The 19,648-nt window shown below is 38.4% G+C and carries 20 protein-coding genes; 4 read left to right on the top strand and 16 right to left on the bottom strand.

What is annotated here, in order from left to right:
* Positions 1 to 163: 163 nt before the first annotated feature.
* The 4 genes from QUF49_RS06120 to QUF49_RS06105 all read right to left on the bottom strand — a co-directional run bounded on the left by QUF49_RS06120 (position 164) and on the right by QUF49_RS06105 (position 3,075).
* A complete protein-coding gene (locus QUF49_RS06120) occupies positions 164 to 1,162 on the bottom strand; it encodes a class I SAM-dependent methyltransferase (protein ID WP_289494842.1) in 999 nt (332 codons plus the stop codon).
* Between the two features lie 195 nt (positions 1,163 to 1,357).
* Positions 1,358 to 1,858 (bottom strand): thiol peroxidase, encoded by a 501-nt coding sequence (tpx, locus tag QUF49_RS06115; RefSeq protein WP_289497588.1) that lies wholly within the window; start codon positions 1,856 to 1,858, stop codon positions 1,358 to 1,360.
* A 90-nt stretch (positions 1,859 to 1,948) separates the two neighbouring features.
* Positions 1,949 to 2,401: a GerW family sporulation protein gene (gene ytfJ / locus QUF49_RS06110; RefSeq protein ID WP_289494840.1), complete on the bottom strand. Its 453-nt coding sequence runs from the start codon at positions 2,399 to 2,401 to the stop codon at positions 1,949 to 1,951.
* A 2-nt stretch (positions 2,402 to 2,403) separates the two neighbouring features.
* Positions 2,404 to 3,075, bottom strand: a complete 672-nt coding sequence (locus QUF49_RS06105; protein ID WP_289494838.1) for a DUF2953 domain-containing protein — start codon at positions 3,073 to 3,075, stop codon at positions 2,404 to 2,406.
* A 144-nt stretch (positions 3,076 to 3,219) separates the two neighbouring features.
* On the opposite strand from QUF49_RS06105, the gene QUF49_RS06100 reads away from it, so the two are divergent.
* The gene (locus QUF49_RS06100) at positions 3,220 to 4,017 is read left to right on the top strand and encodes an NAD kinase (RefSeq protein ID WP_289494837.1); all 798 of its coding nucleotides are present in this window, start codon (positions 3,220 to 3,222) and stop codon (positions 4,015 to 4,017) included.
* 134 nt (positions 4,018 to 4,151) lie between these two features.
* On the opposite strand, the gene QUF49_RS06095 is transcribed toward QUF49_RS06100, so the two are convergent.
* From QUF49_RS06095 to ezrA, 8 genes are all read right to left on the bottom strand, one after another.
* Positions 4,152 to 5,741, bottom strand: a complete 1,590-nt coding sequence (locus QUF49_RS06095; RefSeq protein WP_289494836.1) for an amidohydrolase — start codon at positions 5,739 to 5,741, stop codon at positions 4,152 to 4,154.
* 96 nt (positions 5,742 to 5,837) lie between these two features.
* A complete protein-coding gene (mbcS, locus tag QUF49_RS06090; protein WP_289494835.1) occupies positions 5,838 to 7,412 on the bottom strand; it encodes an acyl-CoA synthetase MbcS in 1,575 nt (524 codons plus the stop codon).
* A 135-nt stretch (positions 7,413 to 7,547) separates the two neighbouring features.
* On the bottom strand, positions 7,548 to 7,733 hold the full coding sequence (locus tag QUF49_RS06085) for an alpha/beta-type small acid-soluble spore protein (RefSeq protein ID WP_066243771.1): 186 nt from the start codon (positions 7,731 to 7,733) through the stop codon (positions 7,548 to 7,550).
* Positions 7,734 to 7,739: 6 nt separating this feature from the next.
* On the bottom strand, positions 7,740 to 7,973 hold the full coding sequence (locus QUF49_RS06080) for a hypothetical protein (protein WP_289494834.1): 234 nt from the start codon (positions 7,971 to 7,973) through the stop codon (positions 7,740 to 7,742).
* Between the two features lie 375 nt (positions 7,974 to 8,348).
* Positions 8,349 to 8,477: a hypothetical protein gene (locus tag QUF49_RS06075; protein WP_289494833.1), complete on the bottom strand. Its 129-nt coding sequence runs from the start codon at positions 8,475 to 8,477 to the stop codon at positions 8,349 to 8,351.
* A gap of 3 nt (positions 8,478 to 8,480) precedes the next feature.
* Positions 8,481 to 9,692: a tRNA uracil 4-sulfurtransferase ThiI gene (gene thiI / locus QUF49_RS06070; protein ID WP_289494832.1), complete on the bottom strand. Its 1,212-nt coding sequence runs from the start codon at positions 9,690 to 9,692 to the stop codon at positions 8,481 to 8,483.
* Between the two features lie 5 nt (positions 9,693 to 9,697).
* A complete protein-coding gene (locus QUF49_RS06065) occupies positions 9,698 to 10,840 on the bottom strand; it encodes a cysteine desulfurase family protein (RefSeq protein ID WP_289494831.1) in 1,143 nt (380 codons plus the stop codon).
* 172 nt (positions 10,841 to 11,012) lie between these two features.
* Positions 11,013 to 12,704, bottom strand: a complete 1,692-nt coding sequence (ezrA, locus tag QUF49_RS06060; RefSeq protein WP_289494830.1) for a septation ring formation regulator EzrA — start codon at positions 12,702 to 12,704, stop codon at positions 11,013 to 11,015.
* A 190-nt stretch (positions 12,705 to 12,894) separates the two neighbouring features.
* Here ezrA and hisJ point away from each other — a divergent pair, with 190 nt between their 5' ends.
* Positions 12,895 to 13,761 (top strand): histidinol-phosphatase HisJ, encoded by an 867-nt coding sequence (hisJ, locus tag QUF49_RS06055; RefSeq protein WP_289494829.1) that lies wholly within the window; start codon positions 12,895 to 12,897, stop codon positions 13,759 to 13,761.
* On the opposite strand, the gene refZ is transcribed toward hisJ, so the two are convergent.
* Positions 13,726 to 14,397 (bottom strand): forespore capture DNA-binding protein RefZ, encoded by a 672-nt coding sequence (refZ, locus tag QUF49_RS06050; protein ID WP_289494828.1) that lies wholly within the window; start codon positions 14,395 to 14,397, stop codon positions 13,726 to 13,728. The genes hisJ and refZ overlap by 36 nt on opposite strands.
* Before the next feature lie 168 nt (positions 14,398 to 14,565).
* Between refZ and QUF49_RS06045 the strand changes: the two genes are divergently transcribed.
* A complete protein-coding gene (locus QUF49_RS06045) occupies positions 14,566 to 15,051 on the top strand; it encodes a GAF domain-containing protein (protein WP_289494827.1) in 486 nt (161 codons plus the stop codon).
* Between the two features lie 53 nt (positions 15,052 to 15,104).
* Here the strand turns inward: QUF49_RS06045 and megL are convergent, their stop codons facing one another.
* Positions 15,105 to 16,283 (bottom strand): methionine gamma-lyase, encoded by a 1,179-nt coding sequence (megL, locus tag QUF49_RS06040; RefSeq protein ID WP_289494826.1) that lies wholly within the window; start codon positions 16,281 to 16,283, stop codon positions 15,105 to 15,107.
* A gap of 342 nt (positions 16,284 to 16,625) precedes the next feature.
* On the opposite strand from megL, the gene rpsD reads away from it, so the two are divergent.
* Entirely contained in the window at positions 16,626 to 17,228 is a 603-nt protein-coding gene (gene rpsD, locus QUF49_RS06035; protein ID WP_289494825.1) for a 30S ribosomal protein S4, read from the top strand.
* 52 nt (positions 17,229 to 17,280) lie between these two features.
* On the opposite strand, the gene QUF49_RS06030 is transcribed toward rpsD, so the two are convergent.
* Together QUF49_RS06030 and QUF49_RS06025 are read right to left on the bottom strand one after the other, a co-directional pair.
* Complete coding sequence (locus QUF49_RS06030; protein WP_289494824.1) at positions 17,281 to 18,210, bottom strand: methyl-accepting chemotaxis protein; 930 nt, start codon at positions 18,208 to 18,210, stop codon at positions 17,281 to 17,283.
* 482 nt (positions 18,211 to 18,692) lie between these two features.
* Entirely contained in the window at positions 18,693 to 19,595 is a 903-nt protein-coding gene (locus tag QUF49_RS06025) for an aldo/keto reductase (protein ID WP_289494823.1), read from the bottom strand.
* Positions 19,596 to 19,648: the final 53 nt, after the last annotated feature.

Genomic DNA, 19,648 nt, shown 5'->3' with positions numbered 1-19,648 from the left:
CAGCACACTTCTGTCTCATTTGATACTATAATCCTTCCTTATTTAAACACTGCCCATTGTTAATATCAAGGTTGTAAAACGCTTACACCTTATATTCATGCAATTCAGACTTGAATCCGTTTGCAAACACATAAAAAAACAGCATAGGTTTTATCCCACGCTGTTATTTTTCACGTTCCCATTCTGTTTTAAACCAATCATTCATCTGTTCCATGACATTTCCTAATCCATTTTTGTTCGAGAAGGACGGCAGCTGAGCAAGCATCGCTTGTTTAGGCTTTATAGCTCCTTCTCCATTCTTTTGCAGAATTAGGATGCTTTTGGCGTGAACAGCAGATTTGAATAATGATTCCGGAAGCTGTAAAAGCCCTAATACCGTGACTGTTTCTTTCATCCACGCTTTAAGCAGCTCAGCTTGTTCACTTTCAAAAATGTTGTTCGGTACAATAAATAGGCCTATACCTGCTTCTTTCAAGTGATGGATCGCTTGTTCAATGATTAGATGATGCGCGAATGTATGACCTTCTTTTTCATGGACCTTAAATGCTTTTGCACTTTCATCGTCAGGATAATAGCCAACAGGCAGATCTGCAATCACCACATCAACCGGATCAGCATAAAGCGGCTTGATCACGTCTTGATGAAAAAGCTCTACTTTATGTTTTTGTATATTAGCATTTACCCAAGCTAATCGTAAAAGTGTTTCATCTACTTCTACTCCAAAAGCAACTGTTTCTTTATCTTTAAGCTGGTTCATGACAGCTGTTATCAAATTCCCTGAGCCCACTACAGGGTCTAAAAGGGTTAGGGTTTCGGATTTATTAGCAAACTTTTGAACAAGATAGCCTGCAAATAAAGCAACAGCATCTGGCGTCATGGCATGATGAGGCTGAACAGCTTCTTTCATCCCTTTTAATACTGCGAGCTGAAACGCTTTACGCGTTTCTTCTTTGCCGAATTCAGTTAAGTTAATCTTCTTGTATTCATCCGTTAAAACATTCGTTAATTCTTTAGGGTACTCTTTTGGTATCTCCTGAAAAAACAGGTTCTCTCCCGTTTCGACAAGTGCATCTAAATAAGGCAGGTCAAGTTTATCCTTGATTGCCGTTGCTGTATTATCCATCGTTACAAACAATTTTTCTACATCTTTAAAAGAACTCATATCCGCTTCCTCCTAAGTTTACACAGGAAACATTTTAGCAAATCCAAGCTAAAAAATACAATGGTTAACGTTTTTCAGGTTATTTATTATACTTTTGTTTTTATAAATGATTGATTTCGTGTAACAACTGAATTGTTAACAGATACAAATAAAAATCTCCGGTATGTATTGGCTCTACCGGAGATGTCTGATTGCTTATTTTGCAGCTTTAGCCGCTTCGATTGCTGCTTCGTAGTTAGGGTGACTCGTTACTTCACTAACATATTCCACATAAGTGATCTTGTCTGAGCTATCGATAACAAAAACAGATCTCGCAAGAAGGCGAAGTTCTTCTATCGCAACGCCATAAGCCTTACCGAATGAAAGGTCACGATGATCAGAAAGAGTTTGAACATTTTCAATGCCAGCTGCAGCACACCATCTTTTTTGTGCGAAAGGCAAGTCCACTGAAACGGTTAACACTTTTACGTTATCGAGCTTTGATGCCTCTTCATTGAAACGACGAACTTCAGCATCACAAACACCTGTATCAACAGAAGGTACAGCGGCAATTAAACGTACGCTTCCTTTTGAGTCAGCTAGAGTTACTTCTGACATATCGTTTGCCAACACTTTAAAATCGGGAGCTTGGTCCCCTACTTTTACTTCGTTTCCTAGTAATGTAACTGGTTTTTCTTTAAATGTTACGCTCATGATTCATACTCCTCCTCAAAGAAATAATAATATGTACTTTCCCTTTCATCTTAAAGCAATGCAGAAGAAAAAGCTAACGAGATGTTAGCTTTTTTAAAACTCATGATTTTGTGTACTTGATGGCCCTTGATTGTTTTTATTTTTATTCATAATATGCTGCAGTTTATCAATTACACCAGGAGCTAGATCTAAAATTCTCTCATATAAATGTGTGCTATTATCTAAGTGAATCGTTTTAATCCCTGTGTTGCTTACGACAAGGAATGCGATTGGAGTGATTGAAACTCCTCCCCCGCTTCCTCCGCCAAACGGCATCTCTTTCGATTGACTTGAAGTCCCTTGCTGAGTTGATGCACGTGATGATTCTTCTTGATTCCCAAACTCACTTCCGCCTGCAGCAAACCCAAACCCTACCTTTGATACAGTTAAAATCACACTGCCGTCAGGGGTTTCTACCGGATCACCGATAATCGTATTCACATCGATCATTTCTTTTAAATTTTCCATCGCGGTTTTCATTAAACCCTGGATTGGATGTTCACTCATTTTTACATGCCTCCAGTCATATATTCAGAATTCACCTTAGCTGAACGACTTGACATTCGCCAGGACTTTAAGATTTTTAACATAACGACAATAGCATGCCCGATTTTAAATGAAAACATACAAGAGAACCGCGTTTCACTGTGCATGCCTTGAAAAACCGGAACGACAGATATGTTCGGATTTCCTTCCAGCTTAAAGAAAGTATGCATTACTTGAAGAGCAATTCCTTTAAATCCCCATACTGTACCTGCAGCGATAGCAGAAGAGGAAGCTTCTCCAAGTCCAACCGCACTATGCCATTCCACCTTCTTTACTTTTATTTTTTTCAAAAAAGCAGCAAGAATTTTATAAAAGTGATGAATATGACTAAGCATTTTTTTAAAGCTTACATATTGATTTTTCAATTGGCGAAAGGACACTTTTTTCTTTTTTTCTTTTTTCTGTCCCATCGTCCCTTGTTTTTCTTCTCTAATTTTAATCGAATGGTCCTGTGCATCTATACTAATAAGAGGCACGTTCATTTTGTATTTTATAAAACGATACATTCTCAATGTAACGGTAATATCACTATTGTCATTACGGTGAACAAAATACACCGAGATATGAATGGTTGATACACATAATAAGACCAATAGAAAAACGAGAATACCGATAATAAGCAAAATCCAGTTCATACGACTCTTCCCTTCTATTCCTTCATTATGGGCAGAGGTTATTTAATCTAAACTCTGTTGATGTCTGTTACAATAGAAACAGGAATTTCAATATAAAATTCAGAACACAATAATGAAGCAGAAGGATTTAAGGAGGAATACGGTATGACTGTGCGCAATAAGATTTTCTTTTTTTACAAAAAGGAAGATTCGATTCTAGAGAAGACTGAGCTTTTAAAATCACTTGCGATATCTGAAGGATTCGAAGTTGTTGAGAATGAAAAAGAAGCGAATATTATTGCAAGCATAGGTGGCGATGGCTCTTTCTTACAAGCTGTACGCAAAACTGGTTTCAGAGATGATTGTCTATACGTAGGAGTAAGCACATTAGAATCTGAATTCTATTGCGACTTTCACATTGACGATCAAGCAGGTATGATAGAAGCGATGAAAAATGAGCAGATCGAAGTTAGGAAGTATCCCGCTTTATCGGTAAATATTGATGGACAAGGATCCTTCTATTGCTTAAATGAATGTTCTCTTCGTTCTTCTATTATTCGAACTCTTGAGATTGATGTGTTTATTGATGACTTGTATTTTGAAACGTTCCGTGGTGATGGATTGATCATTTCAACGCCAACAGGCAGTACGGCATACAATAAATCTGTAAACGGTGCGGTTGTAGACCCTATGCTCGCTTGTTATCAGATCAGTGAACTTGCTTCTTTAAATAATAATCACTACCGTACCCTCGGCTCCTCATTCTTGTTAAGTGATAACCGCAAAATGACACTTATGATTAAACATGACAATAGCCATTATCCGATTATTGGAATGGATAATGAGGCGATGAGCATTAAACACTGTGAAAAACTAAGTTTCGAACTAACAGATAAACGGATCAAGACAGTAAAATTAAAAGACAATTCGTTTTGGCATAAAGTAAGAAGAAGCTTTCTCTAATAAAATCAGTAAAAAACCAGAGTTCTTTGTTGGTTTCTGTCATTTCCTTATCAAACAAAAAAGAGCATGCGCTCCGCATACTCTTTTTCATTTTGATTAATTTCGTAATCTTTGAAGTGATTGATTGACTGAATTTACGTAGTTTTCTCGTAAACAATGTCACCGTCTACAATCGTATATACAACATTAACATCGAGAATATCGTCTATTGGCGTTTGAAATAAATCTCGATCTAAAACAGTAAAATCAGCGATATATCCTTCTTTAATCAAACCTCTATGGTGCTCTTGCATAATTGCAGCAGCACTGCCGGATGTATATATGCCAATTGCTTCGTACATCGTTAATTTTTGCAGTGGTACATATCCTTCGTGATTCTCTCCTGGCTTCCTTCGTGCTACAGCAGCAAAGATTCCAAGAAGAGGATTAACAGGTTCAATTGGAGCATCCGAGCCACCTGCACAAATTAACCCTTCATCAATTAATGTTCTAAATGGAAAAGCATACGGAATTCTGTCTGTTCCAAGCCTTTCAATCAGCCAAGGAAAATCTGAAGCAACAAAACCAGGCTGTATATCCAAAATGACTGAAAGCTGCTTCATATCTTTAATCAATTCTTCATCAACGAGTCCAACATGTATCAGACGATCTCTTCCCTTTTTGGGCGGACACTTTTTTATAACAGCAATCGTTTGCTTAAGAGCCATATCCCCAATAGTATGTACGGCAATATTCATGCTATTTTCTCGAGCAATTTGAACAAGTTGTAGTAATCCCTCATCTTCATGTATGGATACTCCCGATGTCTCAGGAGCATCATTGTATGGCTGAGACAACCAAGCTGTGCGGCCACCGAAAGCTCCATCTGCAAAAATTTTCAAAGCACCATATTCTACAAAAGGTATTTGGTAGTCTTGTTTAATTTCTTTAAAGTCGTTTAGTGCTTCGTGATGGACTAAAAGATGAGCACGAAACTTTAAACGTTCCTCTTCTATTACAGACTTATAAGCTTTTAACGGTCTTTCAACATAACCATAATAACTTAAGTCTTCCGAATGCCCTCCCGTAATACCTAGTGAATGAAGATGCTGAACAGAAGTTTTCAGAGCTCGATTTAAATACTCTTGAGATACTTCTGGAACCACTTTCTTAACAAGCTCTGCGGCAGTATCATGTAATAAACCAGTTGGTTCACCATTGCTGTCCCTTACGATAATTCCACCTGCAGGATCAGGTGTTTCTTTTGTAATCCCTGCTAAATCAAGCGCTTTAGAATTGGCTAAAAATGCATGACGGCAAACTCTTGATAGGAGAACAGGGCGACCTTCTGATATCGCATCCAGCTCATTTTTGTGAAAAATTTTACGGTCGATAAAATTATTCTCATTCCAGCCTTCACCGATCAGCCACTCATCTGAATCAAGTGTGTTTACCTTCTCTCGGAGTGCGCTTTCCATCTCTTCAGCGGACTTCATTTCAGAGAGGTCTAATCTAATTAATTTCTCACCATGACCAATCAAATGCAGATGACTATCTACAAACCCCGGGTACATGATATTTCCCTGTAAATCAATCTTCTTGATAATGCTTTCGAAATACTTGTCTGTTAATTCTTTTTCAGTCCCGGTTTCGGTGATCAAACCGTTCTCCACAAATACCGCTTCGCAAAATTCACCTTCAGTTACCATCGTGCAAATCTTCCCATTATGAAACAAAGTTCCCACGTTAAATTACCACCTTTAACTAAACACTTTTTCTAAAAATAAGTATAACTTTTATCAAAGCAAAAAAGCAGATGAATATCTGCTTTTCAAAAGAAATCATCTTGATTTAGAAGCTTCTAACTGACGAAGTTCAATACGCCGAATCTTTCCAGACGTTGTTTTTGGAAGATCGCTTACATATTCAATCGACCTTGGATATTTATATGGTGCCGTAAGCTGCTTTACGTGTTCTTGCAGTTCTTTTGTTAAGATATCCTTGTTAGCTGACTCGTCGCGAAGTACAACAAAGGCCTTAACAATATGTCCTCTTATTTCATCAGGGCTTGCAACTACAGCGCACTCTTTAACAGCTGAATGCTTTACAAGGGCATCCTCTACTTCAAATGGTCCAATCGTATATCCAGATGAAATGATGATATCATCACCTCTGCCTTCAAACCAAAAGTAGCCGTCAGCATCTTTTTTGGCTTTATCCCCTGTTACATAATAGTCTCCTCGAAAAGCCATCATTGTTCGATCCTGATCTTTGTAATACTCTTTAAAAAGAGCCGGGCAATTTTTATGAACAGCGATATCTCCAACCTCTCCTGCACCTACAGGATTTCCATTCTCATCAATAATTTCCACATCATTCCCCGGTGTTGGTCTGCCCATAGATCCAGGTTTGATTTCCATGCCTTCCATTGTTCCGACTAACAATGTATTTTCAGTTTGTCCATATCCATCACGTACGTTGACACGGAAATACTTTTCGAACGTATCGATAACTTCTCTATTTAGTGGTTCGCCTGCAGATACGGCACTTCTTAAATGCGGCAAACGATATTGATCTAAGTTATCCACTTTAGCCATCAATCGATACTCTGTAGGTGTACAGCATAAAACAGATATTTGCTGGTCTTGCAAAAGCGTTAAATATTTTTGCGGATCAAACTTTCCTTGGTATACAAATCCTGTTGATCCAGTACCTAAAGTTGATAAGAAGGGACTCCAAATCCATTTTTGCCAGCCTGGGCCTGCTGTTGCCCAAACTTTGTCATTCTCTGAAATGTTAAGCCAGCTTTTAGCAGCTGTACGTATGTGAGCATATGCCCAGCCATGTGTATGAACAACACCTTTAGGCTGTCCAGTAGTACCCGATGTGTAAGATAAGAAAGCCATGTCATCTTTAGAGGTTTCAGGTGCTTTGTAGGAAGCGCTTACATTATTCGTTATGGCTTGAAGGCTTAGCCAGTTATCCGTTTCTCCGTTAGCGCTAATTTTATATGTAAGAGTTGGCAGGTCGTCTTTGATATCATTCACTTGCTCTGTAAAACGATAATCTGCAATGATTGCCTTTGCTCCACTATGCTGCACCCGATAACTTAAATCTTTGGCTCTTAGCATTTCAGAACAAGGTATAACAGAAATGCCTGCTTTTAAGCAGCCAATATAAACGGCATACGTTTCAATTAATCGAGGCATGATGATGAGTACACGGTCACCTTTTGTGAGCCCTAACTCTTCTAATGAATTTGCAATTTGATTAGCTCTATCTAAAAGGTTTTTGTAAGTGATCTCCTCGGTTGCATTTTCTTCATCCATCCAGATTAAAGCTTTTTTATCAGGGTTTATAGCGTATTTTTCCATTTCTTCTGTTAAGTTATAAACATTCGGAGCAATTAAATTCATGTTACAGTCACCCTTTCGATATATTCGTGTTGATCAACTCCATTATAATATATTTTAGAAAATTTATAAAATTAAGTCATTATAAACCGAAATAAAAAGGAGCGGGGACAACCCGCTCCGTTAGCCATTTACTATTTATTTTGAGTATCCACCTAGAGCTTGAGCTACTAGACGCTTAGTGATTTCTCCACCTACAGATCCGTTAGCACGAGAAGTGCTGTCTGGTCCTAGGTTCACACCGAATTCAGAAGCGATTTCATACTTCATTTGGTCTACAGCTTGTTGTGCACCTGGTACTACTAATTGGTTTTGGTTTGCCATGTTGTTTCACCTCCTTTGTACTAATAATGTGTGTCTAAATGGCCGATTCAATTCTTGGAAATTGTTGTGTGTGTTGCCATTTTGGTTTGTATTAAAAAAGAAGGCATTTGAAAGCAGTTGATTTCCACTCCAGGTTGCTCGCTTTCCATGGGGCGAACGGTGAGCCTCCTGCCGCTTTGCGCCATTAGGAGTCTCCACCTGACAACTCGTCCCATAGGAGTCGGCAACCTTGCGCTCCAATCAACTTACAAAGAAGATACCATCCAATGCAAAAGCAACAGCTCTTAAATAAAAAAAAGCCCGCACAATGTGCAGACTTTTTCACCTGGTTAGTATCTTGTTGCTGAATTTTTTTCAAAGTTGAAGCGTGCCAGAATTCACGCGCTACATGTTATTAGGTGTTTATGAATTTCTTCATCAAGGTGTTTCTTTCTAATCTGTTACTTCTTCAATAACAAGTTGATTGGAGAGTAAGGTGCGAGACTCCTGCGGGTATTAGGTGTTTATGAATTTCTTCATCAAGGTGTTTCTTTCTAATCTGTTACTTCTTCAATAACAAGTTGATTGGAGAGTAAGGTGCGAGACTCCTGCGGGACAAGCGGTCAGGTGAGACCCTTAAGGCCGCAAAGCGGCAAGGGGCTCACCGCCTGCCCCGCGGAAAGCGAGCAACCTGGAACGGAGATCAACTGCTTTCAAGAACACCATTGCTAATACTAAAACAACACCAATGAAGATAATTTTCATTTTTTAAAGCAAATCATCAAACGTTTCGTCAGTTGATTTTCCTTCTTCAAGAATCAGCGTTTCAACAGTGTTAACTGCTTCCTCGATCAATTCTTCAAGGTTTTCAATATTTTTCTCGAATTGAATCGCTTTTTCTCGCTTCGGTTTTGTTTTCGGAGCTGATGGCAAGAAAATGGTACAACAATCTTCATATGGACGAATTGAGATCTCATAGGTTCCGATCTTGTGCGAGATATTCATGATCTCAAGTTTGTCCATCGTAATAACCGGGCGCAGAATAGGTAAGTTCGTTACTTCATTAATCGCATACATGCTGTGCATCGTCTGACTCGCTACTTGACCAAGGTTCTCTCCGTTCGCAATAGCCATCGCATGGTTATTTTCTGCTAATCGTTCCGTAATTCTAAGCATGACACGTCTCATGATTGTCATGCTGTAGCTGGAAGGAATCTTATCTTTTATCGTTTGCTGAATTTTAGTAAAAGGAACAACATGAAGCTTGATCTTTCCTCCGCTATAGCGAGTGAGTTCTTGCGTTAGGTCAACTACCTTTTGCTTTGCGCGCTCACTTGTAAAAGGCGGACTGTGGAAATGTACACCTTCAATACGAACACCGCGCTTCATTGTTAAATATCCAGCAACAGGGCTGTCGATACCGCCTGATAACATCAGCATCGCCTTACCTCCGACACCGATTGGCAGACCTCCAGCTCCTTCAAAAGATTTAGAGCTGATGTAAGTCCCTGTATCTTTCACTTCTACTTTTACATTGACCTCTGGATTATGAACATCAACCGTTATACCTTCTGTGTTTCTTAAAAGGTATCCTCCTACTTCTTGGTTGAGTTGCATCGAGTTAACAGGAAATGACTTTAAAGATCGTTTTCCTGTTACTTTAAACGTTTTTTTACCTTCAATTGCTTCATTAAGTGCCACTAGTGCAGCTTTCTGTATTTCTTCTAGATCGTTTTCAGCTCTTACAGCTAAACTAATCGAATGGATACCAAAAATATCCTGAAGCGATTTAACAATAGGTTCATACGCGTGCCCATTTAATTCAATAACAATCCGATCAAAAAGTTTAGCCATTTTCAAATCGCCATATGGCCGCATCTTTCTTTTAACTGTCTCAAAAAGCTGTGATTCAAAATGTCTTCTATTTTTCCCTTTTAGTGATAATTCTCCATAACGCACTACTAAATGATCATAAATCATCTTCATTACCTCATTACCTTTTTAAAATTTATTATTTCTTCTTTCAATATCTCAAGCGCACGTTTTGCCTCTGCCATTGTGTTTTCATATGAAGTGCTCATTCGGATAGCAGTGGATGCCCGTTGTTCACCTAATCCCATCTCAATGAGGATGCGGCTGGCTCCGCCTTGTTTCGATGAGCAAGCAGAACGCGTAGACACATAAACGTCCCTTTTATCAAGAGAATGAATAAGAACTTCTGGTTTAATGCCTTGAACGGAAAAATTGATAATATGAGGTGCTGAGTGATGCTCTGGTGTATTAACTTCAACACCCTCTATCTTCTTCAATTCTTCAAGCATAAATTGTTTAATTGTGAGCAAATCCTTTTTCTTATCTTGCATCTCCTGAAGGATTAGTCTTAGTGCTTTCGCCATCGCTACAATCCCAGCAACGTTTTCTGTTCCTGCTCTTTTCTTTAATTCTTGCTCTCCGCCTGTAAATAAAGAAGATAAAGACACGCCATTTTTCACGAAAAGAACACCATTCCCTTTTAGGCCGTGAATTTTATGTGCGGATATCGTGCATAAGTCTATTCCATATTCCTTTAGTGGAAGGTCGATCTTGCCAACACCCTGCACATTGTCCACATGAAAAAAGATCTTTCGGTGTTGTTTCAACATCTTGCCTATCTGCTCTAAAGGCTGTATCGTTCCTGTTTCATTATTCACATGAATAATAGATACAAGTATCGTATCAGGTCGTATCGCACGTTCAAGATCTTCTATAGAAATTAAGCCCTCATGATTGACGGGCAGGTAAGTTACTTCAAAACCCTTTGATTCTAAATATTGAAAGGACTCAAATGAAGATGCATGCTCAACAGAAGTGGTAACAAGATGTTTGCCTCGATTTTGATGCTGAAAAGCAATTCCTTTAATTGCGATATTGTTGCCTTCTGTTCCTCCAGAAGTAAAAATAACTTCTGATGGCGCAACTTCCAGTAACTGAGCAATTGACTTTCTTGCTTGTCCAAGCAATTTCTCAGCTTCTCCTCCCTTAGAATGCAGAGAAGATGGATTAGCAAAATATTTTTCAGACACCGTGACAAAAGTATCAAGAACGTCCTTATAAGGCTTTGTTGTTGCACTATTATCCAAATAAATCATTTTTGAATCCTCCAATTATCCATTCCATACCGTATCTAAACACACATTTCATTATCATACCATAATTTAGATATGGTGCGCATCTTCACATTTTATATAGTTTTTGTTAACCCTTAAAGATTCAATCTTTTTGAACAGCAAAAAAACTGCAGGAATAGTACCTGACAGTTTTTTATACGTGTGACTTTAAGTTAATTTCCATCTCTTTTAGAATTCCTGGCTGTATACTTTCTATTGCGGATGCTGCGATTTGAAGTGCATCTTCATACTGATAATTTCGAAAAGCGATTTCAGCTTCAATCAATCGAATGGATACAGATTGATAAGAGCTTCTGAATCTGTTTCCATATTGAATCAGTCTCTCCGCTAGATATGCGTTTTCAATCATCTGAGACGTTTCTTCATAGCCTTCGTTTACAGCTTCATGTGCTTTATTTAGCACATACGAAACATCAGACATTTCAAGTGGTTTTTCATCAAGTTTTTTTGAAACTTCAATGATATATTCTTCTGCTTTTCCGATCGTGATCAAATAGTGTTCCGGAAGTCCGGGCAAGTTGCTTTTTTGAACCATTCTTCTTGCTTCTAAAAGCTTTTTTCTTAATTCTTTCAAGTTTTGTTTCGTATCTAACTCATCTTTTCTAAGATTATGAAGCATCTCTTCATAGACCTTTTGAGAACGTTGAAGTTCTTCCATCTGTTTCTGCATCTCTTCCATCATCTCACGGATGACTGAAAAGGATTCTCTTCTTTCATCGATCGACTCTTCAATGATGATGAATCGGCTTTGCAGCTTATGGAAAAGTTTTTCTATTTTCTTTTGCATGTCAGCTTCATTTTGTTCAATTAGGTAGGTAGAAGAAACGATTTGAGTTTCATGCTTAAGGTTTTCAATTCGGTCATGAAGGTCTTCAATATTTGAGAAAAAGACTTCTCTTTCTTTCAGAACATATTGTTTAGAATGAACCTCATTCTCTAGCATCTCATATAATTGATCCATCTTTTGAACGGTTTCGTCCAAGTCTTTCTGAGCAGAATCTAATTCAAGCTCATACACTTTGTTTAAGGCTTGTTCGTTTAGTTCTTTTAATGAACTGATTTCTTTCTCGATTCCGATATGATGAAGAACATAGCCTTGCTGCTCCATCTCAGTAAAACCAGCGCTTAGTTCTTTAAGGGAATTGGGAATATCTGATTGAAGGATTACAAGCAGCTCTGGTACACCTTGCATCTTTGTTTTACATACAGAAATTCTGTTCAAGCTTTCTACAAGTCTTTGTCTTGCTTCAAGGTGGCTCCCCTGAACTGTCAGAGATTCAAATGTTTCAAATAAAGATTTGATTTCATCAAGTTCCTTATCAAAAATTGGTGCTGTCTGACCGAGAGCTCGGATGTGAGTTAAATAATACTTTTTCGTTTCCTGAAGCTTCTCTTTTGCTTCGACGATTTCTTCTCGATTCAGTTCTTCACTCGTCACTAACTCATTAATTTCAGAAGTTATCTCTTTGATTCTCGTATCCATTCTTTCTAAAGATTGGTTAACGCCCAATAGAATAGTACGAGCTTTTTTAAAACGGTATTTATCTGTATACTCTTCAGCATCAAATAAATTTTCTTCTAAATTCGGAAGGTGTGTTGTTACCATCTCGTCCCATTCTTGACGCCACATTTCGAATTTCTCTTCCGTTTCACCAATCATCGCCATACCCTTCACTTTTGATATCTCTTCTGTTAATGGGCGATTCATAATTTGCATTTTCCATGCTTCCAGTCGGTCAATTTCTTTATAAATTCTCCGGCGTGACATGGTACCGTAAAGGATCAATGCTAGGAATGTAACTATGGCAATGACTATGTATATCATCAGAGGCACCCTTTCTATCTGTTCAAAATTTCTCAATCAATTGTATTATGTATTAAGTATGTAATTTCTTTTTAACAATCACTTTTAAATTATACATCTGTAAAATTGCAGTTTAATGCTTTTATGATAACATGTAAACAAACATTTGACGCAAAAAAATTGCATAATCTGATATTTTTTTTCCAAATTAATGAAGAAATTGTCGAAAGGAGTAGAAAAAAGGATGTATTATGATGGTCATGTCCATACCCCCTTTTGTCCACACGGATCAAAAGACACATTAGAAATGTATATCGAAAGAGCTATTTCTCTTGGCATAAAGGGCATTACGTTCACAGAACATGCCCCATTACCTAAAACATTCACAGATCCTGCTCCAACTAAAGACAGTGCCATGCTTTACGATCAGTTAGGGAGTTACTTTGAACAAATTAAAGAATTAAAAAAATTCTATGAAAAAGAAATTGAAATATATACAGGGTTAGAAGTGGATTTTATAGATGGCTATGAAGAGGAGACCGGCCAGTTACTTAAAGAAGTTTGGGCTGAGCTTGACGATGCCATTCTTTCCGTTCATTTTTTGCAGATTCAAGAAAACTACTATTGCATGGATTATGACGAGAAAGTCTTTAAAGAAATGATCAATAAAACGGGAACCCTATCTTCTCTCTATTCTTTATATTTTGAAACAGTAAAAAAATCCATTGTACATTCATTTGGGAAGTTTCAGCCAAAAAGAATAGGTCATATAACACTTGCAAAAAAATTCCAGACACTCTTTCCAGCTGAATTCAGCATTGAAAAGGAGATAAATGATGTTTTAACCGCCGTGTCTGAACGCAGCTTGTCCCTTGATTATAACGGTGCAGGTGCGGTCAAACCGTACTGCCTAGAACCTTATCCATCTAACTGGATCGTAAAGGAAGCTCAAAAAAGAAAAATCCCTCTCGTTTACGGGTCGGATGCCCATAGCGCTAAGGGACTCGGTCAAGGATTTCATCAGCTGGTTCCATCTGCAGCATTAACTTCCCCACTTCTCCTGAATAGAGCCGAATAGGGGCTTCTGTACGGCAGATAGCAGGGGATTTTTTCTTTCAGGCTGGCAAACACACTTATCAAACCAGTTCACCATCCATTTTTTATAAGGCTGGATAAATGTTTCCGTCTCTGCAGATATCTGATACACTTCTGCCAAATATAAAGGGTGAAGAAAAGGAAGCATCATCATATCCTTAAACTGAATGGTTAAAAAGTCCACAGGCTGTCTTCTGAATTCCTTTTTCTTCATGCCTCTTTCAAACAGTGTTTGCAGAAAATATTTTTCCTTAACTAAATACGTAGACATGAGTTCTCGAACTAAAGTGGAATCAAGTGTCATTTCACGATAGACAAATCGGGCAAGAGGAAGATTTCTTTGTTGATAGATCAATAAGGCTTCAACCACTTCGATAAAACTTCCTTTAACGGTTGGTGAACTCGATGTATGATAAATGATTTCAATTCTTCTAATATATCCTTCAAAAAATGAAGTGATCAATTCTTCGAGAAGCCCTTTCTTCCCTCCAAAATGGTACGAGATCAATGCAAGGTTCACTCCTGCTTTTTTCGCTATTTGCCTGACGGTTGTTCCTTTGAACCCTTGGCTTGTAAACAGAGCAATAGCTGCTTCAGCTATTTTAAGTTTTGTTTCCATTGGATCTGCCTTCACTTTATTCCACCGTCCTTTCCTCTTTGTATAAAATTCTTGGGCGGCAGACATAAACCTTTAATAATCGCTCGACAAATAAGGGCTTTTGGGTGTATAGTTCAACATTATTTGATAGGATAGAATAAACAATTTATCAGGTTTGGAGGAATCTTGATGTTTTCCGTTCAACAATATAGTACAAACAGAAATGAAGCGTACTCTCTCTTATTTAAACAGCTATCTGCATTGTTAGAAGGAGAAACAAATGCAACCGCAAATCTTGCGAACGCTTCAGCACTATTAAACCAATTTCTAGACAGAGTAAACTGGGTAGGATTTTATACCTTTGAAGAAAGTTCTAATCAATTAGTATTAGGCCCGTTTCAAGGACTGCCTGCATGTGTCAGAATTCCTCTTGGCAGAGGTGTGTGCGGAACGTCAGCTCAAAATCAGGAAACACTGGTTGTAAAGGATGTTCACGAATTCCCTGGTCACATTGCATGTGATGCTGCTTCTCAATCCGAAATCGTCGTACCTCTTGTAAAAGACGGAAACCTTTTAGGGGTTCTAGATATTGACAGTCCTGAAAAAGCACGGTTTGATGAGGTTGATCGTGAAAACTTAGAGAAATTCTGTGAAATTTTACTTCAGTATATTTAATTTCGTAGCTAAAGTAAAAGCACTGTGCAGTCAATAGCACAGTGCTTTTTTGATTACAATTGATTCAATCCATGTTCTAAATCAGCCCAAATATCTTCCCATGCTTCAAGACCTACAGACAAGCGTAGCAGTTGATCACTGATCCCCATCTGTACTCTGTTTACCTCTGGCACAACAGCATGTGTCATCGTAGCAGGATGCTGAATAAGTGTTTCTGCGTCACCAAGGCTTACAGCAATCTTAATTAGTTTTAAGTAATTCATAAACTTCTGAGCCGTTGCCTTGTCACCTTTTACCTCAAAGCTTATTAATCCGCCTGCATTTGACATCTGTCTGTTCGCAAGCTCATATTGCGGGAAATCTGAATCACCTGGGAATAATACTTTACTTACAGAATGGTGTTCCTTTAATAAATTCGCCAGTTTTTTTGCATTATCGCAGTGACGATCCATTCGAACAGGAAGTGTTTTTATTCCACGAAGAAGCAGCCAAGCATCAAACGGTGACATGACGCCGCCAATATCTTTTTGTGTTGTCATGGCTAGATGACTCATCAGCTCTTTTTTACCTACGGCAAGACCACCTATCACATCACCATGCCCACATAGATATTTAGTAGCACTGTGTATTACCACATCGCACCCTAATTCAAGCGGACGCTGAAGATAGGGTGATGAAAATGTATTATCAACTACAACAGGTATTCCATATTCTTTAGCAATAGCAGCTACCATTTTTAAATCAACAAGCTTCATTGTTGGATTAATGGGTGATTCAATATAAATTACTGTTGTATGATCGGTAATCGCTGATCGGATGGACTCTTCATCGTTCATCGGATGAAAGTTATGTGTAATGTGATACTTTTCCTCCATAAGCTTCAGAAGTCCAAACGTACATCCATACACTCCTTCAGAACAAAGAATATGATCCCCCGTTTTGGTCAAACCAAGTAAAATGGCAGATACTGCAGCCATTCCTGATCCAAATGCAAGTCCTTTTTCTCCATTTTCCATAGCCGCAATCCGTTCTTCTAACATCGCAACTGTCGGATTGCTCAGTCTCGAATATATATAACCTTCCTGCTCTCCAGCAAACCGTGCAGCACCTGTTTCAGCACGATCAAAGACAAACGTAGATGTCTGAAAAATCGGAGGTGACAGGCTTCCGCTATGCTGATTAGCATTGTATCCCTTGTGAATCACTTCTGTTTCAAAGCGTTTTGTGTCCATTTTTACTTCTCCTTTTAGGGCGTTTTAAAATGTAAGCGCTTTCTTAATACTATCATATAGAATTTGAAGACAATTTACAATTTGTCCCGAAAAATGTTCTATGTATTTGTGATATAGTTGACATAGCTAGAGAAAAAAGTTTATACTGTTCTTTGTGTAAAATAAGCGGCACTGTGTCCATCATTTGTTTTATTTGTACCCTGATTTTTGTAATCTGGGAACATCGTGTAGCTTCATGGCTGCTGAAGTGAAGTTGTTTTTTATACAAAATAGGCTTATGAAAAGGTCATAGTCACTGTTATTGTTTTAACACAAAACAAACACGTGAAGGAGGAGTCAATTATGGCTCGATATACAGGTTCAACATGGAAAGTTTCCCGTCGTCTTGGAATTTCTCTAAGCGGAACAGGAAAAGAATTATCAAAGCGTCCTTACGCTCCAGGACAACACGGTCCTACACAACGTAAAAAAATCTCTGAATACGGTTTACAGTTACAAGAGAAGCAAAAACTTCGTTACATGTACGGTGTAAACGAGCGTCAATTCCGCCGCATTTTTGATGATGCTGGTAAAATGGCTGGTATCCACGGTGAAAACTTCATGGTTCTTTTAGAATCTCGTTTAGACAACGTAGTTTACCGTCTTGGTCTTGCTCGTACTCGTCGTGCTGCTCGTCAATTAGTAAACCACGGCCACATCACAGTAAACGGAAAGCGTGTTGACATCGCTTCTTACCGTCTATCTGCTGGCGATGTAGTTGGTGTTCGTGAAAAATCTCGCAACTCTTCAGCTATTAAAGAAGCTATCGAAGTAAACAACTTCGTACCTGATTTCTTAACGTTTGATGAAAACAAAATGGAAGGTACTTTCACTCGTTTACCAGAGCGTTCTGAACTTCCAGCTGAGATCACTGAACAGCTTATCGTTGAATTCTACTCTCGTTAATAAGAGTAAAGAAACCCCTGATACCTTTAATGGCATTAGGGGTTTTTTTTAATTATAAAAGATCCTTAAACCTGCTTGCTTGTGATTCAAGCTGTCGAGCGGCAGTCTCGATTCCCATAAACTCTTGCATTGCTTGTTCGATCAGTTGCTGGTTACTCGAAATCCCAATTTGAGAGCGATGTGTCACATCACTGATCTTTTTTATCTCTCCACTGATACCTGCGATATGCGAGTTCACCTCTAGTATAGAATCTTGAACACGGTTGGCTAATTTTCTAACTTCAACTGCTACGACGTTAAATCCTCTTCCATGGTCACCAGCACGCGCAGCTTCGATCGCAGCATTAAGAGCTAACAAGTTTGTCTGTGCCGCGATTTCCTTAATTGTTTTAACGATGTCTTCAATAGAGGAAGCTTGTTTTTTAAGAGATTCCAGAATTGATAAATTTTGTTTAGATTCCAGTACCAGATTTTTAGTTGATGAAGATATTTCATCGCTTTTCTTTAATCCTTCTTCAGCTCTATTAAGAAGCTCTGAAGACATTTGTTGTAACTGTAAAGCAACTTGTAGCGTGTTTTCTTCTCTTTCTGTTATATCCGTTGCAATTTTAACAACAGCTACTACTTGATTGTTTTCGTCACGAACAGGAGTATAAGTTGCTTCTAACCAGATCAAACGCTTTGTTTTAGTAACACGCTGAATTTTTTCCTGAAACGTCTTTCCTTCTCTAAGGCTTCTCCAAAACAGCTCATATTCTCTGCTTCTGATGAATTCATCTGTACAAAACTGCTTATGTAACATGAATGGCATTTCTTCCACGTGATATTCCATTGTCTTTGCAAAGTTTTCATTTGCCCATAGGACTTTCCCTTGTGTATTAAATTCAATCATTGCCACAGAACGATCAATGGCTGCAAGAACAGCACTTTCATTTAAGACTTGTGAGCTTTTCTCAGATCTTTTCTCAATGATTAATGACATATACATAGCCCCAATTTCTTATGTTTTTTTCTAATTTTATACTACTAAGGTACTAATTGCTAATTAAATGTTTCAGCAATTAAAAGAAATTAGATGTATTTTTTGTTTCTAAAATGGACCCACACTATACTGGCAGGGGTACACTGAGGGCTAGTTATGCTTCCTCACAAAAAGTGCAATCACAAGCTAACAATACACTCAGCACACAATGTTTATTAATTTTAGTTGCACAACAAAAAAACCTGCACTGAATACAAAAAATTCTGTGCAGGTTTTAAAAAAATTGTTGCTTTCAAATTTTGTCTTCTATGAATGTTGATTGTAGTGTAAGATGCGAGACTCGTGAGGGACAGGCGGGCAGGTGAGACACTTGAAAGTGAAACGTTCGAATGTGGCTCACCGCCTGCCCCGCGGAAAGCGAGCATCTGAAACGGAAATCAATCGCACCCAAAAGCTCCAAAGTTTGCAAGCCATAAATAAAATCAATCTACTTCTTTACCCATACTTTCTTGAAGGATGTAGAACCATTGCTCACGTGTTAAAGGAATGTTTGCTGCATTTACTGCAGATTGGATACGCTCCATTTTTCCGCTTCCAACAATCGGCATGATTTGTGCAGGGTGGTTTAACAGCCACGCATACGCTACTTCATCAATGGAAGATGCTTCTGTTTCACCTGCAACTTTTTCAAGAGCCTTTTTCACTCGCAGACCTTTTTCGTCTTCCCCTTTAAATAATCTTCCACCAGCCAGTGGAGACCAAGCCATAGGTCGAACTTTTTCTTTTTGAAGATGATTGATCGTACCGTCAAAGAAAGGATTCTCGTGAAGAACGGACAACTCAATTTGGTTCGTTACAAGCTGACCATCAAATTCACGCTGCAGCATTTCCATTTGAGCAGGAGTAAAGTTAGAAACACCAAAGTGTCTAACCTTTCCTTCTTTTCTTAGTCTGTGAAAAGCATCTGCTGTTTCAGCTGGGTCCATAAATGGATCTGGACGGTGGATCAATAGCACATCTACATAATCCGTGTTCATTTTTTGTAAAGAATTTTCTGCAGACGCGATTATATGCTCTTTGCTCGTATCGTAGGATTTAATTGTATGGTTAGGACGATTTTCAGAAATTAGTTTGATACCGCACTTTGTCACGATTTGAATGTCTTTACGTAAGGAGGGTTTAAGAGCCAATGCTTGTCCAAAAAGCTCCTCACACATATAGTTTCCATAAATATCAGCGTGGTCAAACGTTGTTATACCTGCTTCAATACATCTTTCCATTAAAGAAAGAAGCTCTTCAGGTGAGAGGTTCCATTCTGCTAATCGCCAATGCCCATGAACGATCTGTGAGAATTGAAGGTCTTCAGCTAATTGAATTTTTTTCACAACTAACACATCCTTTTATTAAAATTAGAGAGGAACCCCACTTTTGATAGGGT

The sequence above is a fragment of the Fictibacillus sp. b24 genome (assembly GCF_030348825.1).
Classification (GTDB): Bacteria; Bacillota; Bacilli; order Bacillales; family Fictibacillaceae; genus Fictibacillus.
The sequence above is the reverse complement of the archived record's forward strand: the minus strand, read 5'-3'. Positions and strand labels throughout refer to the sequence as shown.